A 24,639-nucleotide genomic window follows, 5' to 3' on the forward strand; every position below is an offset into this window, starting at 1 on the left:
GCGGGCGGGCGCCGGCCTCAGCCGCGCGCCCGGTCCGCGCGGAGCCAGCGAAACACCAGCATCAGGATGAGGGTGGTGGCGATCAGGCCAAAGAGATCGCCCACCGCATAGGCCACCAGAACGACCGCCGACCAGTTCGACAGGATCACCCCCGAGAACACCAGCGACTGACCCACAGAATTGATTACCGAGGCCAGCATCCCGACCAGCAGCAGCCATTTCCAGTGCACCCGCAGGCGCTCCTTGGCGTAGAGGTTGAACCCGAAGGCGCGCATCAGCTCGAAGGCAACCGGCGCCGCGACCGCACCGATGAGGATCGAGATCAGGACCATCGGCTCGCTCGCAGACCCGATCCCGGCATCGGCAAAGATACATTCCGACAGGAAGGCGCCGACGCAGAGCGCCGGGATCGCCGCGCGACCCAGCAGCCACGTCGCGAGAACCCGGACGCCGTGCGGCAGGTAGAGCAGGCTGGCGAAGCTGGTGACCTCGGGCAGAAGCCGCGCCTGCACGGGCGTGATGATCATCGTCGTGAGGCCATGGGCGAGGACATAGGCCACGACGGTCACACCGAAATATGGGATTTGCATCAGGAACAGGTCTTTCTCATCCGGGGTCTCGCGGCGTCGACCGCGCGGCACGACGGAGGGTCGGGTGCGGATCAGCTCGGAGGCAGATCCTTGCCGACCAGATCGCTGCGCACAACATAATTCCGCCCCCGGCTCTGTCCGGTCTGCTCGAGCAGCCCATAGCCCAGCAGGGTGCGGATCGCGCGATAGAGCGTGGCCTGCGCCACCGGTTCCAGCAGAGAGTGCTTGCGGATCTGTTCGGTGCTGATCTCGTCGTCAACACAGGAGGTCAGGCTGTGCGCCGCCAGCAGCACATCGCGCTCGGTGCGGCTGAGGTCCTCGAGCCCGACATCGCGTTCGAGCTTTCGCAGCATCTCCCGCAGTTCGAAGATCGGCGTCAGTTTGTCCATGGTCCGGGTCCCGTGAAACGCACGGCGTGCTTGTAAACAAAAGGAAAGAGAACCTCCTCAAGACGTTTATCACAATGATAAAGCAATGGAAGCCCTCTGCGCGGCGTGGTACTATCATCGAGACGACGTTCCGTGAGTGGTGCCGCCGTCTTGTATTTATATCAGTGTAGCCTCGGTGACCCCCGGTCATCGAGGCGTTTTCTTTTTACGCCTATTGCGTGTGCCGGCGCGTGGGCGCTTTGGACGTCGCGTGACGCAGGGCAGCCCCGCCCAAACCGCGCCACGCGGTTCCGTCATTGACGGCGGCGGTGGGGACGATCCGCCTGCCTCCCGCCGGTCGCGACACGCAGAAGATGAGTGCCAAACGCCGCGGCCCCATCCCTTGCCCAGCTCTCTGAAGACAACGTCGCCGGACGAGGGCGCGATCAGCCGCCGCGCGAGCCCGAATCAGGGGCCCTTTGTCGCGCACCCGAGCTGGCGTCGCGGAAACCAAAACGGCCCCGCCGCGAGGCAGGGCCGTTTCGTGATCTGTCGAAGCTGCGGAGGCGTTATTCCTCTGCGGCCTCCTCTTCGCCTTCATCGCCGTCTTCGGCGCGCAGGCCGCGCGGTGCCGAGATGTTGGCGATCACGAAGTCGCGGTCGATGGTCGGCTTTGCGCCTTCCGGCAGCGTCACGTCCGAGATATGGATGACGTCGCCGATCTGCTTGTCCGCGAGGTCCACGGTGATGTGGTCCGGGATGTCGCCGGCGAGCACTTCGAGCTCGACTTCCTGACGCACGACGGTCAGCACGCCACCCTTCTTCAGGCCCGGCGCGGTTTCTTCATTGATGAAGTCCACGTGGATGAAGAGGTTGATCCGGCTGGTGCGGCGCAGGCGCATCAGGTCGAAATGGGTCGGAAGGTCCTTCACGACATCGCGCTGCACGTCGCGGCAGATCACGCGCACGTCGTCATGCCCGTCGACCTTCAGGTTGAAGAGGGTCGACTTGAAGCGGCCTGCCTTCAGGCGCTTGAGCAGTTCGTTGAAGGGCACCTGGATCGCCAGCGGCTCTGCGTCGCCACCGAAAACAATCCCCGGAACCATGCCGTCGCGACGGACCTGACGAGCGGCGCCCTTGCCTGTCCCCGTACGTTCCAGAGCCACGAGATCAGGAATCTCACCAGCCATGTTGATATCTCCATAAATAAGGGCAGGGTGCCTCCAAGGCTGTCACCCCGCGTAAGAGCCGCTCCGATAGACCGGATCGCCCCCTTTCTCAAGTCTCTTTTTGCCCGCGGCCGCGCTTAGCGCGGGGTCAGGGCGATCTCGCCCCGCCTCGAGCACGGCCATGCCGGCGTTTCCCCGGCGTGCTGTCGAGGGGCTGAGCCCGCGCCAGCCTCTGGATCCCTCGGCGCCTTTGCTGAAACGCGCCTTAACGGCACCGACCTGCCTGCCTCCGGCGGGAGTATTTTTGACGAAGAGAAGCCGGGGGCGCGGCGCTCCTGGCTTCTTTGGTTCAAAAATACCTCGGGGGTGAATTGGCCGAAAGCCAAGAGGGGGCAGCGCCCCCTCTTTTCCATTAAAGGCGCACTTTTGGTGCGACAGGGGGCAGCGCCTCCTCCCGCATTCCATCTTGCTGTAGCGTCAGCCGGGCAGGGACTTCGCCCTCACGCCTGCCAGTCGCCCGAGAACCCTTTCGGGATCAGCAGGATGTCGCGGTCGACCTCATTGATGTCGGTGCGCCCGCAGAGCCCCATCGAGCTGTCGAGCTCTTTGTGGATCACGCGCAGCGCTTCGGAGACACCTTTCTCTCCCATCGCGCCCAGCCCGTAGACATAGGCGCGGCCGATCCAACAGCCCTTGGCGCCCATGGCCACGGCCTTGAGCACGTCCTGGCCCGAGCGGACGCCGCTGTCGAGATGCACCTCGATCTTGTCGCCCACCGCGTCCAGGATCGGCGCCAGCGCCCGGATCGAGCTCAGTGCGCCATCGAGCTGGCGGCCGCCGTGGTTGCTCACGACGATGGCATCGGCGCCGACATTGCAGGCCTCGAGCGCGTCGCGCGGGTCGATGATCCCCTTGATGATGAGCGGGCCCTCCCACATCTTGCGGAACTCGCGGATGCGGTCCCAGTTCAGCGCCTGATCGAAGCTCTGGGCGGTCCAGGTCGCCAGGCTCGAGGGGTCCTCGACGCCCTTGGCGTGGCCGACGATATTGCCGAAGAAGCGCCGCTTGGTCTGCAGCATCTCCAGCCCCCAGGGCACCTTGGTCATCATGTTGGCCACGGATTTCGGCGTCAGCTTGGGTGGGGCGGAGAGGCCGTTCTTGATGTCCTTGTGGCGCTGGCCCAGCAGCTGCAGGTCGACGGTGATCACCGCCGCCGAGCAGTTCGCCGCCTTGGCGCGGTCGAACAGGCGCTGCATGAAATCGTCGTCCTTGAGTGTGTAGACCTGCATCCAGAACGGCGCCGAGGTGTTCTCGGCCACGTCCTCGATCGAGCAGATCGACATGGTCGAGAGGCAATAGGGCACGCCGAATTTCTCGGCGGCGCGGGCGGCGTGGATCTCGCCATCGGCGTGCTGCATCCCGGTCAGACCCACCGGCGCCAGCGCCACCGGCATCGCCGCATCCTGTCCGATGAGCGTCGTCGCGGTGGAGCGGCCCGTCATGTCGATGGCGACGCGCTGGCGCAGGTAGATGTCGTCGAAATCCGAGCTGTTCTCGCGGAAGGTCTGCTCGCTCCAGCTGCCGGATTCGCAATAGTCGTAGAACATCTTGGGGACGCGGCGGCGGTAGATCCGCTTGAGGTCCTCGATTTCGGTGATGTGGGGCATGGACGGGTCCTTCAGCGCGATGCGGTCAGGTTTGATTACCAATTCGCGACAGTTTGCGCAATCTACCGATCTGGACATTTCCCCGCCCGGTCGGGTTAGTGGCGGCCGGGGAGGTCGGTGAGTGCAGTCAGGGGACGATGCGATGATCCTATGGGGCCTTCTGGCCAGTCTCGGAGCCGGTCTGATGACCGGGGTGGGGGCGCTGCCTGTGCTGTTCGGGCGCGAGATATCGCGCCGGACCAATGACATGATGCTGGGCTTCGCGGCGGGGGTGATGATCTCGGCCTCGTTCTTTTCGCTGATCCTGCCGGGCATCGACCAGGGCGAGGTGATCTTCGGCTCGACCGTGACGGCGGCGCTGATGGCGGCTGCGGGCATCGCGCTCGGGGCAGCCACGGTCGCGGGGATCAACCGCTGGGTGCCGCACGAGCATTTCGTCTCCGGCCCCGAAGGCGCCGATCCCGGCGCGCTGTCGAAGCTGTGGCTGTTCATTCTCGCGATCACCATCCACAATTTCCCCGAGGGCATGGCGGTGGGCGTGGGCTTCGGCGGCGGGGACGTGACCAACGGCATGTCGCTGGCCACCGGCATCGGGCTGCAGAACGCGCCGGAGGGCCTCGCGGTGGCTTTGGCCCTGCGGGGGCAGGGCTATGGTCGGCTGCGCAGCGTGTGGTACGCCACGCTGACCGGGCTGGTCGAGCCGATCGGCGGTCTCATCGGCGTGGCGGCGGTGTCGGTCTCTGTCTACGTGCTGCCGGTCGGGCTGACCTTCGCCGCGGGTGCCATGCTCTTCATCATCAGCCACGAGATCATTCCCGAAACCCACCGCCACGGGCACCAGAACCGCGCCACCACCGGGCTTCTGGTCGGGCTGATCCTGATGATGTTCCTCGACGTGACGCTGGGCTGAGGCGACGATCGTCCTGCGCGGGCGCTGGGGCGCGCGCGCGCGCCGTTTCCTTTTCACCGGCGCTCTGCTATAGCCGGGCCTCGCAACAAAGGAGGCACGACATGGCCCACAAGGTGTTCATCGACGGCGAAGCCGGTACCACGGGATTGCAGATCCGCGAGCGTCTCGAGGCGCGCGCCGATATTGCCCTGGTCCAGGTCGCCCATGAGCGCCGAAAGGACCGTGACGCGCGCTCCGAGGCCCTGGCCGAAGCCGACGTGGCGATCCTGTGCCTGCCCGACGATGCCGCGCGCGAGACCGTCGAACTGGCGGCGCCGCACGGCACCCGCATCATCGACGCCTCGACCGCGCACCGGGTGGCCGATGACTGGGTCTTCGGCTTCGCCGAGATGGCCAAGGGGCAGCGCGCGGCGATTGCCGGCGCGCAATACGTCTCGAACCCAGGCTGCTGGTCGACCTGCGCCATCGCGCTGATCCGGCCGCTGGTCGAGGCGGGGATCCTCGCGCCGGATGCGGGCCCGGCAATCTCGGGCGTGTCGGGCTATACCGGCGGGGGCAAGGCGATGATCGCCGAGTTCGAGGCCGGCGAGACCGACGGCGCCTTCCTCTACGGTGTGTCGCAGGGCCACAAGCACCTGCCGGAGATCTCGAAGCACGGCCTGCTGAGCGCCGCGCCGGTGTTCGTGCCTTCCGTCGGTCACTACACGCAGGGCATGGCGGTGGCGGTGCAGCTCGCGGGGCTGGGCGCGGACGGCATTGCCGCGGCGGAGGCGGCGCTGCGCGCGGCCTACGAGGGCGAGCGCTTCGTCTCGGTCGTTGCGGCGTCGGCGCACGAGCCGCGGGTGATGCCGCAGCGCCTGAACGGCACCAACCGGCTCGAGCTGTCGGTGCATGGCAACGCGGCGAGCGGCGCGGCGGTGCTGGTGGCGGTGCTCGACAACCTCGGTAAGGGCGCGTCCGGCGCCGCGGTGCAGAACCTCAACATCATGCTGGGCGTCGACGAGGGCGCCGGGCTCGAGGGGGCGGAGGCGCAGGCGGCCGAATAGGACGTTGCTTGGCTTCGGGTCGCAGAAGGGGCTCTGCCTCCTGTCGCACCGGAGGCGTGCCTTTTAAATTAGGGGAGGGGGCGCTGCCCCCCTCTGGGCCTGCGGCCCATTCACCCCCGAGGTATTTTTGAACCAAAGAAGATGTGGGGCTGCGCTGAGGTGGTGTCGGTAAGACAGAAGGGGCGTCCGGTTGGGCGCCCCTTTCTCTTCGTGCGTCGTCGTTTGGCCCTGGCGGGCTCAGGCGCGGTGGGCGCCGTCGGCGAGGGATTTCACGAAGGCGAGCACCTCTTCGGTGGGTTTGCCCTCGGCCTGGGCGGCAACGATGGCGGAGCCCACGACGCAGCCATCGGCGACGCCGGCGATGCTCTCGGAGGTTTCGGGCGTGCGGATGCCGAAGCCCACGATGACCGGCAGGTCGGTCTTGGCCTTGATGCGCGCCACTTCCGGGGCGACGTCGGCGGCTTGTGCGGCAGCGGCGCCCGTGATGCCGGTGATCGAGACGTAGTAGACGAACCCGGAGGTGTTCTGCAGCACCTTGGGCAGGCGCTTGTCATCGGTGGTCGGGGTGGCGAGGCGGATGAAGTTGAGGCCCGCCTTCTGCGCCGGGAGGCAGAGCTCGTCGTCTTCCTCGGGGGGCAGGTCGACCACGATCAGCCCGTCGATGCCGGCCTCGTTGGCGTCCTCGAGGAAGCGCTCGACGCCGTGGTGGTAGATCGGGTTGTAGTAGCCCATCAGCACGATCGGGGTCGTGTCGTCGCCGGTGCGGAAGTCGCGCACCATCTGCAGCGTCCGTTCCAGCGTCTGGCCCGCCTCAAGGGCGCGCTGGCCGGCAAGCTGGATGGTCGGGCCGTCGGCCATCGGGTCGGTGAAGGGCTGGCCGAGCTCGATGATGTCGACGCCGGCGGCGGGCAGGCCCTTCACCAGCTCGAGCGAACGGTCGTAGTCGGGATCGCCGGCCATGACATAGGCGACGAAGGCCTTCTTGCCCTCTGCGCGGAGCGCGGCGAATTTTGCGTCGATGCGGGTCATGGCGGTCCTTCCCTGATGCTCGCGGCAGGTCTGCCGGAATGGCGGGCGGAAATCAATAAGCTGTGCGCCGGGAGGCGGGCGCTTTCTTGACACCGGTCAAGGCGGCGCACAGCCTGCGAGGGGTAGGGATGTGAGCAGGACCGAGAGGAAAGCCATCCGATGAGCGCAACGCCCCCCGAGACCGACACCGCCGCCCATATCCCGACCCGGACGGAGACCGACGCCCCGGCGCCCGATGGCGCAGCCGCCGCCGCGCCGCGCAGCGCGCGCCGGATGGCCCCGACCCCGGACGAGATCAGGCGCGCCTTCGAGACCGGCGCCTATCCCTACGACACCAAGATGTCGACCAAGAGCTACGAGCACCAGAAGGCGCAGCTTCAGGCCGAGCTACTCAAGGTGCAGCTGTGGTTCCAGCAGACCGGCCAGAAGGCCGTCCTGCTGTTCGAGGGCCGGGACGCCGCCGGCAAGGGCGGCACCATCAAGCGCTTCACCGAGCATCTCAACCCGCGCCACGCCCGGGTGGTGGCGCTCAACAAGCCGTCCGAGCTGGAGCGCGGGCAGTGGTATTTCCAGCGCTATATCGAGCATCTGCCCACCGCCGGGGAAATCGTGCTCTACGACCGGTCGTGGTACAACCGCGCCGGCGTCGAACGGGTGATGGGGTTCTGCGCGCCCAACGACTATCTCGAGTTCATGCGCCAGACGCCGGAACTCGAGCGGATGCTGGTGCGGTCGGGGATCAAGCTCTTCAAGTACTGGTTCTCGGTGACGCAGGAAGAGCAGCGCCGGCGCTTCGAGAGCCGCGAGACCGACCCGCTCAAGCAGTGGAAGCTGTCGCCGATCGACAAGGCGAGCCTTGGCCGGTGGGACGATTACACCGAGGCCAAGGAAGCGATGTTCTTCTACACCGACACCGCCGATGCGCCCTGGGTGGTGATCAAGTCGGATGACAAGAAACGCGCGCGCCTGAATTGCATGCGGCATTTCCTGTCGCTGCTGGACTACCCCGGCAAGGACCGACACATCGCCGCGCCGCCCGACCCGCTGATCGTCGGCGGGGCGGGGCATGTGATCCATCGCGCTGACCACATCCTCGGCACCGCGCTGCATCCGGACACCCGTCACGCCGAGGGCTGAGAGGCGCGTCTCACAGATGCCGGGCGAGCCAGTCCTGCAGGGGCGAGAACCGGTCGAAGGTCTGCGCGAGCGTGGCCTCGGGGTCGCGCGCCAGCGCCTCGAAGAGATCGTCGGACCACGCCACGCAGCCGGACCGGCGCAGCAGGTCCGCGCGCGGATGCGAGGCCGGGTAGGGCGCTGGCACATCGCTCAGGGTCGCGGCGTCGAGCCTCGCGTTCAAACGCCCGAGCACGGTGGTGAGCGCGTCTCCGGCGACGCCCGCCACCGACTGCCGCCACGACAGGGACTGGTCACCGTCGAACGCCATCACGCCGGCCCCGGCGGTGGCATAGTCGGGCGAGAGCCCGAAATACCAGCTGCGCCCGCCGGGCAGGGTCCAGGCGGCGTGAAGATGGGTGTAGAACGGCGTCTTGTCACCGGAAAACCGCACGTCGCGATGCGGGCGGAACAGCTTGCCGCGCACCGGACGACCTGCGGCGGCGGCCAGCCGCGCAGAGAGGCGGTCGACCAGCATTTCGGCGGGGCGCCTCACCTCGCTGTCGTAGCGCTGCTTGTTGCGGCGGAACCAGTCGCGGTCGTTGTTGGCGGCAAGATCGGCCAGGAAGCGCCGGGTGTGGGGGGCAAAATCGGTCAGGTCAATCTGCGCGATCATCGCGCGGCTCCAATCCTTGAAAAACAATATGACTCGTACGTAACAGCTCACCATAGCACAGCTCCGCCGATGTGATCCAAGGAACCTTGCCAAGGGCGCCCGGCGCGGCTAGTCCGAAGCCCATGACACGCTGGATCGCCTGCATTCCGCTGCTACTGTCCGCTTCGCAGGCGGTCGCGCATCCGCATGTCTTCGTCGACAGTGCCCTGCGGATCGAGACCGATGCCGCGCGCAACGTTACCGGGGTCGAGCTGAGCTGGGCCTATGACGAGTTCTTCACGCTGCTGATCTTCGAGGACATGGGGCTCGACCCGGATGGCGACGGTCAGCTCACCGAGGACGAACTGGCGCAGCTTCAGGGCTTCGAGACCGACAACTGGCCCTCGGATTTCGAGGGCGATCTCTACCTTTCCTCAGAGGGGGAGGCCGTGACGCTCGGCGCGCCGGAGCCGCGTGAGACGCGGGTCGAGGACGGGCGCATCATCTCGGCGCATTTCCGTCCCGTGAACGGCGTTGCCGCCGACGGGCTCGAGGTCCGGCAGTACGATCCGACCTTCTACGTGGCCTACGAGATCACCCGCGGCGTCGAGATCGCCGCGCCCTGCCGTGCCGAGATCGAGAAGCCCGACCGCGACGCCGCCGACGCCTACGTCCAGAAGGAGCTCGAGCGCGTGCCGGAGGACCAGTTCGAGGTGCTCGAGGTCGGGGAACAATATGCCGACAGGATCAGCCTGACATGCGACCCGTCCTCCTGATCGGCGCCGCCGCGGTGGCGGCGCTGGCGGTCTGGCTCTGGGGATTTGGCGGCGCGGCCTGGGTCGAAGCCGCCGCGGTGCAGGGCCAGCGCGAGGCGCAGGTGGCGATGGCGCGCGGGCTCAGGGCGCTGCGCGCGGGCGAGCCCGGGGCGCTGACGGCGCTTCTGGGCCTGTGCTTCGCCTACGGTTTCTTCCACGCCGCGGGGCCCGGTCATGGCAAGCTGCTGATCGGCGGCTACGGTGTCGGGCGCCGCGTGCCGGTGCTGCGGCTGTCGACGCTGGCGCTGCTGTCGAGCCTTGCGCAGGCGGCGGGCGCGGTGGTGCTGGTCTATGCCGGACTCTGGGTGCTTGGCTGGGGGCGCGAGCAGCTCACCGACGCGGCAGAGGACTGGTTCGCCCCCGCAAGCTACGCCGCCATCGGGCTGATCGGGCTGTGGCTGGTGCTGCGCGGCGGGCGCAAGCTGCTGACGCGGGCGGAGACCGGACACGCACACGAACACGCACATGGCGACCACCATCACCACGCGCACGCCGATCATCACGGGCCGGGCGAGGTCTGTGCGAGCTGCGGCCACGCCCACGGCCCCAGCCTCGAGCAGGTCGAGCAGGTCCACTCGCTGCGCGATGCGCTGCTGCTGATCGGGGCCATCGCGCTGCGCCCCTGCACCGGGGCGCTGTTCCTGCTGATCCTGACCTGGCGCATGGGCATCGTCTCTGCCGGCATTCTCGGCACCTTCGCCATGGGGCTCGGCACCGCGACGGTCACGGTGGCGGTGGCGCTGGCCTCTGTCACGCTGCGCGAGGGCGCGCTTAGCCGCCTTACCGCGGGGCCGGGCGCGCTGCGGGTGATGGGCGCCATCGAGGCCGCCGCGGGCGCGGTGATCGCCATCCTCGCGGCGCAGGTGGTGTTGCACGCCATCTAGGGGCGAGGCGGCGTGGTCGGGCGGTCCAGACGCTGGACTTGCCTGCGCGGGATGCGCCCTCTAAAGCCCAAATCATGAGCACTGCAAAAACACATCTGGCCCACGCGCGGGAGATGCTTCTCCTTGGCTTGCCGCTGATCGGCGGCCACGTGGCGCAGCTTGCCATCATGTTCACCGACACCGCGATGATTGGGCGCTACGGCGTGGCCGAGCTGGCGGCGCTGACGCTGGCCGGCACGGTGTTCTCGCTGTTCTTCCTGTTCGGTTCGGGCTTTGCCTGGGCGGTGATGCCGATGGTGGCCAGCTTTGACGCCAGCAACGACCACCCTCAGATCCGCCGCGCGACCCGCATGGGGCTGTGGCTCTCGGCGGGGTTCTTCGCTCTGGTGATGCCGCTGCTGTGGTTCTCGGGGAGCCTTCTGCTGGCGCTGGGGCAGGCGCCGCAGGTGGCCGCCGACGCTCAGACCTACCTGCGCATCGCCGGCTGGGGACTGCTGCCGGCGCTCGGCGTGATGGTGTTCAAGAGCTTCCTCGCCGCGCTCGAGCACACCCGCGTGGTGTTCTGGATCACCGTCGTCGCCGCGATCGCCAACGGCATCGCCAATTACGCGCTGATCTTCGGCAACTGGGGCGCGCCCGAGCTTGGCATCCGGGGCGCCGCCGTGGCCTCGCTGGTGGCGCATGGCTGTTCGCTGATCGGCGTCGTGGCCTATGCAAGGCTGCGCCTGCCGCAGTACCCGCTCTGGCGCCGCTTCTGGCGGCCCGATCTCGAGATGCTGCGCGAGGTCTTTGCCCTCGGCTGGCCGATCGGTCTGACGACGCTGGCCGAGGTCGGGCTGTTCGCCGCCACCGCCATCCTGATCGGTTGGATCGGTCCGGCGCCGCTGGCCGCGCATGGCATCGCGCTGCAGCTCTCGGGGCTGACCTTCATGGTGCATCTCGGCCTCGCCAACGTCGCCACCGTGCGGGCCGGGCAGGCGCGCGGGCGCGGCGATACCGAGCGCCTGAAGCGCGACGCCCACATGCTCTTCGCGCTCTCGATCGCCACGGTCGTGCTCACCGTGATCGCCTTCGTCACCATTCCCGAACTGCTCATCGGCCTGTTCATCTCGCCCGACGATCCGCAGCGGGCCGAGATCATCTCCATCGGCGTGCTGCTGCTGCTGGTCGCGGCGCTGTTCCAGCTGGTCGACGCGCTGCAGGTGATCTCGCTCGGCATCCTGCGCGGGCTGCACGACACCCGCGCGCCGATGATCATCGCGGGGCTCTCCTATTGGGGGCTGGGGCTGCCGGCGGCCTACGTGCTGGGCTTCCCGGCGGGGTTCGGCTTTGTCGGCGTCTGGTTCGGTCTGGTGATCGGCCTCGGCATGGCCGCGATCCTCCTGATGCACCGCTTCTTCACCCGCGCGGGCACCGGCCCGACGGCGGGTCTCGTCTGAACCGAGGGGCCCTGCAGCCTCTCTTGCGCTTGCCCCGATCCGCGCCTAGAAGGCGCCCAACCAAAGCCAGAGGAGCCGCAAGATGGGATTTCGCATGGGGATCGTGGGTCTGCCCAACGTGGGCAAGTCGACCCTGTTCAACGCGCTGACCAGGACCGCCGCGGCGCAGGCGGCGAACTTCCCGTTCTGCACCATCGAGCCCAACGTGGGCGACGTGGCGGTGCCCGATGCGCGGCTCGACCAGCTTGCCGCCATCGCCAAGTCGCAGAACATCATTCCCACCCGCATGACCTTCGTCGACATCGCGGGTCTGGTGAAGGGCGCCTCCAAGGGCGAGGGGCTCGGCAACCAGTTTCTCGCCAACATTCGCGAGACCGACGCCATCGCCCACGTGCTGCGCTGCTTCGAGGATGACGACGTCACCCACGTCGACGGCCGCGTCGATCCGGTCTCGGATGCCGAGACCATCGAGACCGAGCTGATCATCGCCGACATGGAGAGCCTCGAGAAGCGGCTTCAGAACATCGTCCGCAAGGTGCGCGGCGGCGACAAGGAGGCGATCCAGCAGGAGCGCCTGATGAAGGCGGCGCTGGAGATGCTCGAGCAGGGCAAGCCTGCCCGCATGGTCGAGGTCGATGCCGAGGACCGCAAGCAGTGGACCATGCTGCAACTGCTCAGCGCCAAGCCCGTACTCTATGTCTGCAACGTCGACGAGGACGAGGCCGCCACCGGCAACGCGCTCTCCGAGGCGGTGGCCAAGATGGCCGCCGAGCAGGGCAACGCTCACGTGGTGATCTCCGCCAAGATCGAGGAGGAGATCTCCCAGCTAGATGGCGAGGAAGCCGAGATGTTCCTTTCCGAGCTTGGCCTGAAGGAAGCCGGTCTCGACCGGCTGATCCGTGCCGGCTACGAGCTGCTGCACCTCGAGACCTATTTCACCGTCGGTCCCAAGGAGGCGCGCGCCTGGACCATTCGCAAGGGCACGCTGGCGCCGCAGGCCGCGGGCGTCATCCACGGCGATTTCGAGAAGGGCTTCATCCGGGCCGAGACCATCGCCTTCGACGATTTCGTGGCGCTCGGCGGCGAACAGCCCGCCAAGGAAGCCGGCAAGATGCGCGCCGAGGGCAAGACCTACACGGTCAAGGACGGTGACGTCCTGCACTTCCTCTTCAACACCTGAGCTTTGCCCGGGGACGGCGCCCACGCGCCGTCCGACCGCACCGGCGCCTCTGGGCTATTCGAGACAGGCGTTGCCGGGGACGTCATGCGGCTGGCCTCGCGGGCACTTGTCGGCCACCCGATGCAGGCGCCGCCGTTTCACCCACCCGGACCGCAGGCGTGTAGCCTTACGAGACGCCTCACCGGGGCCCGTTCTGCGCCGGCGCTTTAGCACCCCCACGCCGACGCTCGCCGGCGTCTCGGACAGGCGCGCAACACGACAGCTCTCGACCTTCCCCTTCTTCTGGCTGAAAATATCCCGGGGAGCGCGAGGGGCAGCGCCCCTCGTCTCCGGCGCCCCCACACAGCGCAAGGCTCCCTGATGCAGGTCTCCGCCAATCTCGGCTTTCTCTATACCGATCTGCCGCTGCCCGCGCGCATCCGGGCTGCCGCGTCCGATGGTTTTGACGCGGTTGAATGCCACTTTCCCTACGCCCACGACCCGGCCGAGATCCGCAGCGCCCTCGAGGCCACCGGCCTGTCGATGCTGGCGCTCAACACGCGCCCCGGCGATCAGGGCGCGGGCGAGTTCGGCCTCGCAGCCCTTCCCGGCCGCAGCGATGACGCCCGCGCCGCCGTGGCGCAGGCGGTGTCCTATGGTGCGGCGATCGGGGCGGGTGCGGTGCATGTCATGGCAGGGCGCAGCGGTGCGGCGGCGGGCGCCGAGGCCGCCTTCCGGGACACGTTGGCACATGCCTGCGACCTCGCGGCGCCGCACGGCATGACGATCCTCATCGAGCCGATCAACACGCGCGACGTGCCGGGATATCACCTGACCTCGCTGGAGCAGGCTGCCGGCACCATCGCCGCGCTCGGGCGCGACAACCTGAAGATCATGTTCGATTGCTACCACCTGCAGATCCTGCAGGGCGATCTGACACGGCGCTTTGCCGAGCATCTGCCGCTGATCGGCCACGTGCAGATCGCCGCCGTACCGGATCGGGGCGAGCCCGATGCGGGCGAGCTATGCTACGCTGGCCTCCTGCGCGGTTTCCGGGAGGCAGGCTACCGTGGCGCCGTTGGCGCCGAGTACCGCCCGCGCGGCGGGGCCACGCGCGCGGGGCTTGGCTGGCTACCGCCCCTGCGCGCCGCGCTCGACGCGCCTTAGGCGGGCTCCAGCCCCGCCTTGTTCACGGCCTCGGCGACCAGCGCGCCGCGGCCCTGGATCACCTGGCCCGCCAGCGCCATCGCGGCGTGGGCCGAGTCTTCCAGCGTCTTGCCCCGTGCGAGCCCGGCCAGAAGCCCCGCGGCGAAGCTGTCGCCGGCAGCGGTGGTGTCGACCACGGTCTCGACCTTGGTCGCCGGAATCACCCGCGCGCCGCTTTCGCGCTGCCAGAGCAGCAGATCGCCCGGACCCTGCTTGACCGCGACCAGATCGGCCCCCTGCGCGCGATAGCGCTCGAGGCTCTGCTCCGGGGTCTCGTCGCCGAACAGGACTTGCTCCTCGTCGAAGGAGGGCAGCACGATGTCCGAGGTCCGCGCCCCCATCATCAGGCCCGCGCGCATGGCCTCGGGGCTTTCCCAGAGCTTGGGGCGCAGGTTGGTGTCGAAGGCCACGATGGCCCCGCGCGCCCGGGCTCGCGCCAGCGCGCCGCAGAAATACTCGCGCTCCTTGGCCGGCAGGATGGCCAGCGTGATGGCCGAGAAATGGATCATGTCACGGCCCTTGAGCGCCGCGTCGAGCCATTTCAGATCCTGCCCCATGCGCTTGGCCGCCGACTGCCCGCGCCAGTAGGAGAAGCTGCGCTCGCCGTCCTCGACCGAGATCATGTAGAGCCCGACCGTGGCATCCGGCAGCCGGCGCACCGCCGAGGTGTCGATGCGCTCGCCCTCCATGTAGGCCAGCATTTCCTGACTGATCGCGTCCTCGCCAACGCAGGTCGCATAGCCCACGCCCCAGCTCTCGGGCAGCATCCGGCGCATGTACCACGCGGTGTTGAACGTGTCGCCGGCAAAGCCGCGGCGATAGAGCCCGTCGCCGGCCTCGGACAGTTCGACCATGCATTCGCCAATGGCGAGAAAGGCGCTCATTGCGTCACTCCTTCGTCTCCGGATGCGCGGGCGGGGCGCCCGTCAGCGTTCCGGCGGTAACAGTTTGCCGGGGTTGAGAACAGCCTGCGGATCGAAGGCCGCCTTGACCCGGCGCATGATGGCCACAGCGGCGCCGTGCTCGGCGTCCATGTAGCCCTGCTTGCCAAGCCCGATGCCGTGCTCGCCGGTCACCGTGCCGCCAAGCCGCAGCGCCACCTTGGCGAGCGCGCCGGAGAACGCCAGAACCTCGGCGATCTCGGCGGGGTCGCCGGGATCGAAGCGCAGGCCGCAGTGGAAGTTGCCGTCACCCACATGGCCCACGATGGTACAGGTGAGCGCGCGGGTCTCGGCCTCGGCGCGGGCCGCGGCGATGGCCTCGGCCAGCCGCGAGATCGGCACGCAGACATCGGTCGAGTAGGTGCGCTTGCCGGGGCGCGGATCGAGCGCGCCGATCGCCGGCAGGGCGCCGTGGCGCAGGCTCCAGAGCGCGGTGCGGGCCTCGGTGGTCTGGGCCTCCTGCCAGTCTTGGGCGCCGGCATCCTCCGCGATCTCGCGGAAGCTTGCCACCTGTTCGCGTGCCGCTTCAGGAGCGCCGTGGAACTCTAGGAAAAGATGTGGTTTTTCCGGCATGTCGGTGCCTGAGTGCAAGTTGAACCCGCGCACCATCATCTCGTCGACCAGCTCGATCCGGGCCATCGGGATGCCGCTCTGGATCGTCAGGATCACGCAATCGACCGCCGCCGCCACGTCGTCGAAGCGGCAGGTCGCCGCCGCCACCGCCTCGGGCTGGCCGTGCAGCTTCAGCGTCAGCTCGGTGATCAGGCCGAGCGTGCCCTCCGAGCCCACGAGCAGGTGGGTCAGGTCATACCCCGCGGACGACTTGCGCGCCGCGCTGCCGGTGCGGATGATCGTGCCGTCGGCCATCACCGCCTCGAGCGCCAGAACGTTCTCGCGCATGGTGCCGTAGCGCACCGCCGTGGTGCCAGAGGCGCGCGTCGCCGCCATGCCGCCGAGCGAGGCGTCGGCGCCCGGATCGACCGGGAAGAACAGCCCCGTCGCGCGCAGCTCTTCGTTGAGCTGCTTGCGCGTCACGCCGGGCTGGACGACCACGTTCATGTCCTCGGCATGGATCTCGAGCACCTTGTTCATGCGCGAGAAATCGAGGCTGATGCCGCCGTTCACCGCCAGGTGCTGGCCCTCCAGCGAGGTGCCGGTGCCGAAGGCCACGATGGGCACGCCCTGCGCGGCGCAGATCCGGACGATCTCGGCGACCTCTTCGGTGCTCTCGGGAAAGGCCACCGCGTCGGGCAGGGCCTCGTCGTAATGGGCCTCGTTGCCGGCGTTCTGCTTGCGCGCGGCAAGGGCAGTGGAAAAGCGCGGGCCAAGAAGCTGCCCGAGCGCGTCAAATGCACTCATCTCGATGGTCTCCTGCGCCGGGGAATGCGCTTGCATTCGGTATACCAGCCAGTGACACTGTGGCAAGCAACTGGCGGAGGGGCGTTGCCCCAACCGGCAGGCAGGAGGGCGCTGGAGTGCGCGTCAAGGGAGGAGGGGTCATGACCCGGAGCATCGTCATCACCGGCGCGGGCAGCGGCATCGGCCGTGTCACCGCGCAGGCCTTCCTCGAGGACGGATGGCGCGTGGCGCTGGTAGGCCGCCGCGAGGCGCCGCTGCACGAGACCGCGAATTGCGATCCCAACGCGCTGGTGGTGCCGTTCGACGTCTCCGAACCAGCGGCGGTGGAGCAGGGCTTTGCGCAGATCGCCGAGAGCTGGGGCCGGATCGACGCGCTGTTCAACAATGCCGGCATCTTCACCAAGGGCGCGCCGATCGACGAGATCACGGTCGAGGACTGGCTGCAGCTCAGCGCCGTCAACATCACCGGCATGTTCCTCTGCGCCCGCGCGGCCTTTGGCGCTATGCGCCGTCAGGACCCGCAGGGCGGACGCATCATCAACAACGGCTCGATCTCCGCGCATGTGCCGCGCCCCGGTTCGTCGCCCTACACCACCTCGAAGCACGCGGTGACCGGGCTGACCCGCTCGATCAGCCTCGACGGGCGGCCATACGACATCGCCTGCGGCCAGATCGATATCGGCAACGCGCTGACCGAGATGGCCGCGCCGATGGCCGCCGGCGTCACGCAGGCCAATGGCGAGATTGCCGCCGAGGCGGTGATGGACCCTGAACATGTCGCCAGCTCGGTGCTGCACATGGCCAAGCTGCCGCTCGATGCCAATGTTCAGTTCATGACGGTGATGGCGACCAAGATGCCCTATATCGGGCGGGGCTGAGCCGGGATGGACACGCCGCAGGACACGCTGGCCGAGCAGATCGCCGCGCAGTTGCGCCGGGCGATCCTGTTCGGCACCCTGCCACCGGATGCGCCGATCAAGGAGCGCGACACCGCCGCTGCCATGGGGGTGAGCCGCACGCCGATGCGCGAGGCGATCCGCATCCTCGCCAAGGAGGGGCTGGTGGTGCTGCGCCCGGCGCGCAGCCCAGTGGTGGCACGGCCCTCGATCAAGGAGGTGCGCGATCAGGTCGTGGTGCTGCAGACGCTCGAGCAGCTGTCGGCGCGGCTGGCCTGCGACGCGGCGACCGAGGCCGATCTCGACGGCATCGCGGCGCTGCACCGGCGCATCGCCGAAACCTACGATCAGCTCGATGCGCTCGACGCCTTCGAGCTCGACATGAGCTTTCACCGCCGCATCGCGCAGGCGGCCCATAACGACGCCTTGGCGCAGACCCACAACCGTTACCTCGCGCGGCTGTGGCGGGCGCGGTATCTCTCGGCCCGGATGCAGCACAACCGGGCCCGCGTCGTGGGCAATCACGAAATCATCCTGCAGGCGCTCCGAGCCCGCGACGTGGACGCGGTGACCCGCGCCGTCGAGGATCACCTCGCGAGCCTTGCAGACGACATCGCCGCCGCCCTCGAAGCCGAGGCGGCGGCTGCAGACCAGGAGGACGAGACATGAAACTGATGCGAGTGGGCCCGCAGGGCCAGGAACGCCCGGTGGTGCTGGACAGCCAGGGCGAGATGCGTGACCTGAGCGGCGTGGTGCCGGATCTGGCAGGGAACGGCGTGTCGCTCGACGCGATCGAGGCGATCCGCGCGATCGATCTCGGGACCTTGCCGGTGCTGCCCGACGGCGCCCGCATCGGCGCCTGCCTGGATGGCGTGCCGAACTTTTTCTGCGTCGGTCTGAACTACGCCAAGCACGCCGCCGAGACCGGCGCCAAGCCGCCGAAGGAGCCGATCCTGTTCTCCAAGGCGGCCTCGGCACTCGCCGGTCCCAACGATGGGGTGATGCTGCCGCCGGGGTCGGAGAAATCCGACTGGGAGGTCGAGCTTGGCGTGGTGATCGGCAAGCCGTGCTGGCAGGTCTCGGAGGCCGACGCGCTGGACTACGTGGCGGGCTATTGCGTGGTCAACGACCTGTCGGAGCGGGCCTGGCAGATGGAGCATGGCGGCCAGTGGATCAAGGGCAAGTCGGCGCCGGGCTATGGCCCCTGCGGCCCGTATCTGGTGACCGCGGACGAGGTGCCTGACCCTCAGGCGCTGCGCCTGTCGCTGGCGCTGAACGGCGAGACGGTACAGGACAGCGATACCTCTGACATGATCTTCGGGGTGGCCGAGATCGTCTCCTACATGAGCCGGTTCATGGCGCTGGTGCCGGGCGACCTGATCGCCACCGGCACGCCCTCGGGCGTGGGCCTCGGCATGACCCCGCCGCGCTTCCTGCGCGCCGGCGACGTCATGGAGCTGAGCGTCGAGGGGCTGGGAACGCAGCGCCAGGAGGTGGTCGCGGGGTAGGGTGCTCGCGACCCACTCGCAGGCGCGGCTTGTGGATGCTAGCCGCGCCTGCGACATGCGCAAGAGACCAGAACCGAGGCGCCACGTCTGAAAGGGGCCCCGAGCGCGAGACGCCGAAGGCGCCGCGCATTCCCCACGCTGGATGGATGCCTTCGGCATGACCCGCCCCCCGGGCCGACGATCTGGTGACGCTGGGCTTTCAGCTTCGCGGTTTTTCGGCCTTGGCAGGGAGATATCGAGGGAGGCCGAAGCCGGATCGCTCTCCTGCGGACCGGTGACGGGAGTCACGCTTCTGAGGGCCGTCGTCGGACCTCACCAGACGACGCAAAAAAAGGCCGCGCCTGAGCGCGGCCTTTTCGATTTGTCCAGCGGCGTGCCGAGGCGCCCCGCGCCCCGGCGCTCAGCCGATCAGAAGTGGACCGAGCGGGTGGCCTCGGGGGTCTCGGTCGGCGGGGCGAACTTGGTCAGGTCGATGCCGTCTACCGCGGTCTTGTACTCGTCCGCGTTCGGTGTGCGGCCGAGGATCGCGGACAGCACCACCACCGGGGTCGAGGCGAGCAGCGACTCGCCCTTCTTCTCGGTAGAGTCCTCGACCACGCGGCCTTGGAACAGGCGGGTCGAGGTGGCGAGCACCGTGTCGCCCTTCGCGGCCTTCTCCTGGTTGCCCATGCAGAGGTTGCAGCCCGGACGCTCGAGATAGAGGATGTTCTCGTATTCCTTGCGCGCCTGGGTCTTCGGGAACATGTCGTCGAACTCGAAGCCCGAGTACTTCTGCAGGATCTCCCAGTCGCCCTCGGCCTTGAGCTCATCGACGATGTTGTAGGTCGGTGCGGCGACCACGAGCGGCGCCTTGAACTCGACCTTGCCGTTGGCCTTCTCGATGTTCTTCAGCATCTGCGCGACGATCTTGATGTCGCCCTTGTGCACCATGCACGATCCCACGAAGCCGAGATCCACCTTCTTCTCGCCACCATAGTACGAGACGGGGCGAATGGTGTCGTGGGTGTAGCGGCGCGAGGCGTCGGTGTTGTTGACATCCGGGTCGGCGATCATCGGCTCGTCGATCTTGTCGAGATCCACGACCACCTCGGCGACGTACTTGGCGTTTGCGTCCGGGGTCAGCGCGGGCTTCTCGCCCGAGCGGATCTCGGCGATGCGCTTGTCGGCCTTGTCGATCAGGCCCTGCAGGGTCTGAGCGGCGTTGTCCATGCCCTTGTCGATCATCACCTGGATGCGCGACTTGGCCAGCTCGAGCGAGCCGATCAGGGTCTCGTCGTTGGAAATGCAGATCGAGGCCTTGGCCTTCATCTCCGCGGTCCAGTCGGTGAAGGTGAAGGCCTGGTCGGCGAGCAGGGTGCCGATATGCACTTCGATGACGCGGCCCTGGAAGACGTTGTCGCCGAACTGTTCGAGCATCTGCAACTGGGTGGCGTGCACCACGTCGCGGAAGTCCATGTGATCGGCCATTTTGCCCTTGAAGGTGACCTTCACGGACTCGGGGATCGGCATGGTCGCCTCACCGGTCGCCAGCGCCAGCGCCACGGTGCCGCTGTCGGCGCCGAAGGCCACGCCCTTCGACATGCGGGTGTGGCTGTCGCCGCCGATGATGATGTCCCAGTCATCCACGGTGATGTCGTTGAGCACCTTGTGGATCACGTCGGTCATGGCGTGGTATTCGCCCTTGGGATCGCGCGCGGTGATCAGGCCGAAATCGTTCATGAACTTCATCAGGCGCGGGATGTTGGCCTCGGCCTTCTTGTCCCAGACGGACGCGGTGTGGCAGCCGGACTGGTAGGCGCCGTCGACGGTCGGCGAGATCACCGTCGCCGCCATCGCCTCGAGCTCCTGGCTGGTCATCAGGCCGGTGGTGTCCTGGCTGCCCACGATGTTGACCTTGACGCGCACGTCCGAGCCCGCGTGCAGGGTCTTGCCCGGCGTGGTGCCAAGCGCGTTCTTGTTGAAGATCTTCTCGACCGCGGTCAGGCCCTGGCCCTCGACCGAAACTTCCTTCGAGGGGGCAAAGACCGGGGTCGGCTCGACGCCGAGGGTCTCGGCGGCAAAGGTCTGCAGCTTCTTGCCGAACACGATGGCGTAGGAGCTGCCGGCCTTCATGAACTCGACCTTCTGCGGCGTGAAGGCGGAGGAGACGTCGACCAGCTCCTTGCCGTTCTCGTCGGTCAGTTTCATCGCCTTGGTGTCGATCTTCAGCACGGTGCCGGTGGCGACCGAGTATTTCTGCTCGAGCACCGGGTTGCCGTCATTGTTGAGGATCGCCTTGCCGTCCTCGTCGACCTTCTTGACCCAGTTCTTCAGGTCGAGCCCGATGCCGCCGGTCACGCCCACGGTGGTCAGGAAGATCGGCGAAATGCCGTTGGTGCCGGCCACGACCGGGGCGAAGTTGACGAAGGGCACGTAAGGCGAGGTCGGCTTGCCGGTCCACAGCGCCACGTTATTGACCCCCGACATCCGCGAGGAGCCCACGCCCATGGTGCCCTTCTCGGCGATCAGCATCACGCGCTTGCCCGGGTGCTGCAGCTTCAGCGCCTCGATTTCCTTCTGGGCGGTCTCGGAGATCATGCACTTGCCGTGCAGCTCGCGATCCGAGCGCGAGTGCGCCTGGTTGCCGGGCGAGAGCAGGTCGGTCGAGATGTCGCCTTCGGCGGCGATGTAGGAGACCAGCTCGATCTCTTCGTCGATATCGGGCAGCTTGGTGAAGAACTCGGCCTTGGCATAGCTGGCGAGGATGTCGTCGGCGATGGCGCTGCCTTCGGCATGGGCCTTGGCAAGGCGGTCCATGTCGGCCTCGTAGAGGAAGACCTGCGTCTTGAGGACCTCGGCGGCCTGCTGCGCGATCTCGCCGCTCTGGTTGAGCGCGAGGTCGAGCAGCACTTCGACCGAAGGGCCGCCCTTCATGTGCGAGAGCAGCTCGAAGGCGAAGGCCGGGGTGATTTCAGCGACCTTGGCCTCGCCGAGGATGATCTTCTTCAGGAATGCAGCTTTCACGCCAGCGGCGGAGGTGGTGCCAGGCAGGGTGTTGTAGATGAAGAACTGCAGGGAGTCGTCGCGGTGCGCGTTGCCGGTATCCTCGATCTGCACGATCAGCTCCGCCACCAGTGCGCCATCGTCGATCGGCTTGGGGTGCAGCCCCTCTGCCTTGCGCGTTTCGATCTCGGTTAGGTAGTCTGTGTACAAGCTCATGACGGTCCCTGCGGTTCAGAGTGGGCGAAGCGAACACGGCGGGCTCGACCACGTCGACCGGGCCGTATTCGCTAATTGTATGCGGCAGTATACGAATGCCGGATACGTGACAAGACCCCTGACAGCGGCAATGCGCTGCAGGTGCATCATGTGGTGGGACGTACTGGGTACGGGGGTGTCGCGTAGCCTGATTTGCTTGCGGGAAGCGACGGGGAGACGCTCACGCGCCGTCGGACGGCTGCAATCAAGCCGCATCCGGGGTGCGGTCCGTCCCGGGATGGCGCCGGGTCGGATGTGCCGGTCACTCAGAGTGTGAGGATGGCGGAGACGAAGGGATTCGAACCCTCGAGACGGTTTCCCGCCTACTCCCTTAGCAGGGGAGCGCCTTCGACCACTCGGCCACGTCTCCGTCGACGCGTATATCCAAGCGAAAGAGGGGAGTACAAGGCGAAATGTTGGGGGATTTGAAAACTTTTCTCGAAGGGGCGTTTGACGGCGGGGCGCGGGGCCTTGGGCATCGCAGGGCACGCGACAGGGGGCCGTGCCTTTCGCAGAGGCGTGCGGTTGAGCGGGCGCGTGGCTGACAGTGGGATATCGTTGAGAGTCCGCCCGGGCCGGACATTGGTCCGCGTTGATCGCGCGCGGCCTATGGAGGGGGCGCGGTGCAATGAACGACTGTGAGCGGCTTGAATGTGCTTGGATCGGTCCGGACGTTTGGTCTCAAGGTCTCAAGGTCTCAAGGTCTCAAGGTCTCAAGGTCTCAAGGTCTCAAGGTCTCAAGGTCTCAAGGTCTCAAGGTCTCAAGGTCTCATGGTCTCAGCGTCGGCAGTGCGGTGCCGCCCGGTCAACGGCGCAGGCGCGGGGGATCGCGCACAGATTGTGCGGAACCATTAGAGAGCGCTTCGGTTGGAGTATTGTGACAGTGTAAAAATACAAAGGCTCAACCCTTGGAACAGCTCGCCCGCCGCCTCGGCCTGAGAACCGATCCGACGATTTTCTTCGTTTCGGCAGCATGTACGGTCGTCTTCGTCCTCGCCCTCGTGCTCTTTCCCACACCCATCGAAGAGGCGTTCGCCGCCGGGCGAAGTTGGATCGTCACCAACCTTGGCTGGTTCTTCGTCCTGGGCGTCAACGTGTGGCTCGGCTTCCTGATCTGGGCGGCCATGTCGCGCCATGGCCATATCCGGCTGGGACGGAAGGGCGAGCGCCCGGTCTATTCCAACCTGTCGTGGTTCACCATGCTGTTTGCCGGCGGCATCGGCACGGTTCTGATGTTCTGGGGCGTGGCCGAGCCGATCAGCCATTTCTCCGACCCGCCGCTGCCCGGGGTCGATCCGTTCACCGAGGAGGCCGCACGGGATGCGATCTCGATCGCGATCTACCACCTCGGCCTGCACACTTGGACGATCTTCACCCTTCCGGGCCTCGCATTCGCCTATTTCATCAACCGCTACGACCTGCCGGTGCGGGTGAGCTCGGTGTTCTACCCGCTGCTGGGCGAGGGCATTCACGGCCCCGTCGGCAAAGCCATCGACATCGTCTCGATCCTCGGCACGCTGTTCGGCGTTGCGGTCTCGCTAGGGCTCGGCTCGAGCCAGATCGCCGCGGGCCTCGATGCGCTCCTCGGCACCGGAACCGGCGCCTGGGTGCAGGTCATCATCCTCGCGGTGCTCACCGCGGTGGCCGTGGGGTCGATCGTGGCAGGCCTCGACAAGGGCGTGAAGTTCCTGTCGAACCTCAATATCGGCATGGCGGTCGCGCTGATGATCTTCGTGCTGGTCTGCGGCTCGACGCTGTTCCTGCTGCGCGGCATCGTCGAGACCTTCGGGCTCTATCTCACCAACCTGCCGCGGCTCGCGTTCTGGAACGACATGCTCGCCAACGAGAACCCGACCACCGAGGCGTGGGGCTGGCAGGGCTCGTGGACGGTGTTCTACTGGGCGTGGACGGTGACGTGGTCGCCCTTCATCGGCCTGTTCGTGGCGCGCATCTCGCGCGGGCGCACGGTGCGCGAGTTCGTCTTCGGCGTGCTCATGGCGCCGTCGCTCTTCACCCTAATCTGGTTCGCCATCTTCGGCTGGCAGGCGATGGATTTCGACGGGCTCGGCGTGGCCGCCCGCGAGGCGATGGGCGACAGCGCCGGCGCGATCAGCAGCGCGGTGGCCGAGAGCGTGCCGCTGGCGATGTTCGCCTTCTTCGAGCAGTTCCCCTTCACGGAGTTCATCCAGGGCTTCGCGGTGGTGATCGTGGCGATCTTCTTCGCCACGTCCTCGGACTCGGCCTCGCTGGTGGTCGACATGCTTTGCACCGGTCAGGCGACCCCCGGCCCGGTCCATCAGCGGGTGTTCTGGGGTGTAGCCGAGGGCCTGGTCGCCGCGATGCTGATCCTGCTCGCGGGCGAGGCGGGGCTGACAGCGCTGCAGCAGGTGATCACCGTGGTCGGTCTGCCGATCTTCGTACTTGTGAGCATGATGATCCCGTCGATCATCCGGGGCTTCGCGGCCGAGGATATCGACCATATCAACATCGGCAAACGGCCCGAGCTGGAAGAGTTCGGCCACGGACCGGCCAGCGAGGAAAGCACCTCGGGCGGTCTGCGGGAAGAGAGCAGCCCGGCGGAGTAAGCGCCTAAGCCGGGACGCAGGCGCGGCCTAGCGGGGCCGCGCCTCTATCGCTGTCTCGAGCGG

21 protein-coding genes and 1 tRNA gene are annotated in these 24,639 nt (G+C 67.4%); 12 read left to right on the plus strand and 10 right to left on the minus strand.

Annotated features, from left to right (window positions below):
* Nucleotides 1–17 precede the first annotated feature (17 nt).
* The 4 genes from LCM15_RS00835 to LCM15_RS00850 all read right to left on the minus strand — a co-directional run bounded on the left by LCM15_RS00835 (nucleotide 18) and on the right by LCM15_RS00850 (nucleotide 3,794).
* A complete protein-coding gene (locus LCM15_RS00835) occupies nucleotides 18–590 on the minus strand; it encodes a hypothetical protein (RefSeq protein ID WP_224852336.1) in 573 nt (190 codons plus the stop codon).
* Between the two features lie 71 nt (nucleotides 591–661).
* Nucleotides 662–979 carry a hypothetical protein gene (locus LCM15_RS00840; protein ID WP_224852337.1) on the minus strand — a complete coding sequence of 106 codons (318 nt, stop codon included), beginning with the start codon at nucleotides 977–979 and terminating at the stop codon, nucleotides 662–664.
* A 548-nt stretch (nucleotides 980–1,527) separates the two neighbouring features.
* Nucleotides 1,528–2,148 carry a 50S ribosomal protein L25/general stress protein Ctc gene (locus tag LCM15_RS00845; protein WP_224852338.1) on the minus strand — a complete coding sequence of 207 codons (621 nt, stop codon included), beginning with the start codon at nucleotides 2,146–2,148 and terminating at the stop codon, nucleotides 1,528–1,530.
* A 479-nt stretch (nucleotides 2,149–2,627) separates the two neighbouring features.
* Nucleotides 2,628–3,794, minus strand: coding sequence for an alpha-hydroxy acid oxidase (locus tag LCM15_RS00850; protein ID WP_224852339.1), 1,167 nt, complete (start codon nucleotides 3,792–3,794; stop codon nucleotides 2,628–2,630).
* 142 nt (nucleotides 3,795–3,936) lie between these two features.
* On the opposite strand from LCM15_RS00850, the gene LCM15_RS00855 reads away from it, so the two are divergent.
* Together LCM15_RS00855 and argC are read left to right on the plus strand one after the other, a co-directional pair.
* Nucleotides 3,937–4,704, plus strand: coding sequence for a ZIP family metal transporter (locus LCM15_RS00855; protein ID WP_224852340.1), 768 nt, complete (start codon nucleotides 3,937–3,939; stop codon nucleotides 4,702–4,704).
* 101 nt (nucleotides 4,705–4,805) lie between these two features.
* On the plus strand, nucleotides 4,806–5,750 hold the full coding sequence (gene argC, locus LCM15_RS00860) for an N-acetyl-gamma-glutamyl-phosphate reductase (RefSeq protein ID WP_224852341.1): 945 nt from the start codon (nucleotides 4,806–4,808) through the stop codon (nucleotides 5,748–5,750).
* Between the two features lie 237 nt (nucleotides 5,751–5,987).
* Here the strand turns inward: argC and trpA are convergent, their stop codons facing one another.
* On the minus strand, nucleotides 5,988–6,779 hold the full coding sequence (gene trpA / locus LCM15_RS00865; protein WP_224852342.1) for a tryptophan synthase subunit alpha: 792 nt from the start codon (nucleotides 6,777–6,779) through the stop codon (nucleotides 5,988–5,990).
* A gap of 159 nt (nucleotides 6,780–6,938) precedes the next feature.
* Between trpA and ppk2 the strand changes: the two genes are divergently transcribed.
* A complete protein-coding gene (ppk2, locus tag LCM15_RS00870; protein ID WP_224852343.1) occupies nucleotides 6,939–7,916 on the plus strand; it encodes a polyphosphate kinase 2 in 978 nt (325 codons plus the stop codon).
* Nucleotides 7,917–7,926: 10 nt separating this feature from the next.
* Here ppk2 and LCM15_RS00875 read toward each other — a convergent pair whose 3' ends face one another.
* Nucleotides 7,927–8,568, minus strand: a complete 642-nt coding sequence (locus LCM15_RS00875) for a TIGR02453 family protein (protein WP_224852344.1) — start codon at nucleotides 8,566–8,568, stop codon at nucleotides 7,927–7,929.
* A gap of 122 nt (nucleotides 8,569–8,690) precedes the next feature.
* On the opposite strand from LCM15_RS00875, the gene LCM15_RS00880 reads away from it, so the two are divergent.
* The 5 genes from LCM15_RS00880 to LCM15_RS00900 all read left to right on the plus strand — a co-directional run bounded on the left by LCM15_RS00880 (nucleotide 8,691) and on the right by LCM15_RS00900 (nucleotide 14,011).
* Nucleotides 8,691–9,323, plus strand: a complete 633-nt coding sequence (locus LCM15_RS00880; RefSeq protein ID WP_224852345.1) for a DUF1007 family protein — start codon at nucleotides 8,691–8,693, stop codon at nucleotides 9,321–9,323.
* Nucleotides 9,305–10,246 (plus strand): nickel/cobalt transporter, encoded by a 942-nt coding sequence (locus LCM15_RS00885; RefSeq protein WP_224852346.1) that lies wholly within the window; start codon nucleotides 9,305–9,307, stop codon nucleotides 10,244–10,246. The genes LCM15_RS00880 and LCM15_RS00885 overlap by 19 nt, the downstream gene beginning before the upstream one ends.
* 74 nt (nucleotides 10,247–10,320) lie before the next feature.
* On the plus strand, nucleotides 10,321–11,685 hold the full coding sequence (locus LCM15_RS00890; protein ID WP_224852347.1) for an MATE family efflux transporter: 1,365 nt from the start codon (nucleotides 10,321–10,323) through the stop codon (nucleotides 11,683–11,685).
* An 82-nt stretch (nucleotides 11,686–11,767) separates the two neighbouring features.
* The gene (gene ychF, locus LCM15_RS00895) at nucleotides 11,768–12,865 is read left to right on the plus strand and encodes a redox-regulated ATPase YchF (RefSeq protein WP_224852348.1); all 1,098 of its coding nucleotides are present in this window, start codon (nucleotides 11,768–11,770) and stop codon (nucleotides 12,863–12,865) included.
* Between the two features lie 360 nt (nucleotides 12,866–13,225).
* The gene (locus tag LCM15_RS00900; protein WP_224852349.1) at nucleotides 13,226–14,011 is read left to right on the plus strand and encodes a hydroxypyruvate isomerase family protein; all 786 of its coding nucleotides are present in this window, start codon (nucleotides 13,226–13,228) and stop codon (nucleotides 14,009–14,011) included.
* Here the strand turns inward: LCM15_RS00900 and LCM15_RS00905 are convergent.
* Both LCM15_RS00905 and LCM15_RS00910 read right to left on the minus strand, forming a co-directional pair.
* Nucleotides 14,008–14,934, minus strand: coding sequence for a sugar kinase (locus LCM15_RS00905; protein ID WP_224852350.1), 927 nt, complete (start codon nucleotides 14,932–14,934; stop codon nucleotides 14,008–14,010). The genes LCM15_RS00900 and LCM15_RS00905 overlap by 4 nt on opposite strands.
* Nucleotides 14,935–14,976: 42 nt before the next feature.
* Nucleotides 14,977–16,350 (minus strand): FAD-binding oxidoreductase, encoded by a 1,374-nt coding sequence (locus LCM15_RS00910; protein ID WP_224852351.1) that lies wholly within the window; start codon nucleotides 16,348–16,350, stop codon nucleotides 14,977–14,979.
* A gap of 140 nt (nucleotides 16,351–16,490) precedes the next feature.
* On the opposite strand from LCM15_RS00910, the gene LCM15_RS00915 reads away from it, so the two are divergent.
* Genes LCM15_RS00915 through LCM15_RS00925 form a run of 3 tightly spaced genes read left to right on the plus strand, consistent with a single transcriptional unit; the run spans nucleotide 16,491 to nucleotide 18,754 of the window.
* The gene (locus tag LCM15_RS00915; protein ID WP_224852352.1) at nucleotides 16,491–17,228 is read left to right on the plus strand and encodes an SDR family oxidoreductase; all 738 of its coding nucleotides are present in this window, start codon (nucleotides 16,491–16,493) and stop codon (nucleotides 17,226–17,228) included.
* Between the two features lie 6 nt (nucleotides 17,229–17,234).
* The gene (locus LCM15_RS00920; protein WP_224852353.1) at nucleotides 17,235–17,915 is read left to right on the plus strand and encodes a GntR family transcriptional regulator; all 681 of its coding nucleotides are present in this window, start codon (nucleotides 17,235–17,237) and stop codon (nucleotides 17,913–17,915) included.
* Nucleotides 17,912–18,754 carry a fumarylacetoacetate hydrolase family protein gene (locus LCM15_RS00925; RefSeq protein WP_224852354.1) on the plus strand — a complete coding sequence of 281 codons (843 nt, stop codon included), beginning with the start codon at nucleotides 17,912–17,914 and terminating at the stop codon, nucleotides 18,752–18,754. Before LCM15_RS00920 ends, LCM15_RS00925 begins: the two co-directional genes overlap by 4 nt.
* A gap of 408 nt (nucleotides 18,755–19,162) precedes the next feature.
* Here the strand turns inward: LCM15_RS00925 and LCM15_RS00930 are convergent, their stop codons facing one another.
* On the minus strand, nucleotides 19,163–21,952 hold the full coding sequence (locus tag LCM15_RS00930) for a bifunctional aconitate hydratase 2/2-methylisocitrate dehydratase (RefSeq protein ID WP_224852355.1): 2,790 nt from the start codon (nucleotides 21,950–21,952) through the stop codon (nucleotides 19,163–19,165).
* A gap of 319 nt (nucleotides 21,953–22,271) precedes the next feature.
* Nucleotides 22,272–22,361, minus strand: a tRNA-Ser gene (locus LCM15_RS00935).
* 538 nt (nucleotides 22,362–22,899) lie between these two features.
* On the opposite strand from LCM15_RS00935, the gene LCM15_RS00940 reads away from it, so the two are divergent.
* Nucleotides 22,900–24,576, plus strand: a complete 1,677-nt coding sequence (locus LCM15_RS00940; RefSeq protein ID WP_224852356.1) for a BCCT family transporter — start codon at nucleotides 22,900–22,902, stop codon at nucleotides 24,574–24,576.
* Nucleotides 24,577–24,639 lie beyond the last annotated feature (63 nt).

This window comes from Salipiger bermudensis (genome assembly GCF_020171625.1).
GTDB lineage: Bacteria > Pseudomonadota > Alphaproteobacteria > Rhodobacterales > Rhodobacteraceae > Salipiger > Salipiger bermudensis_B.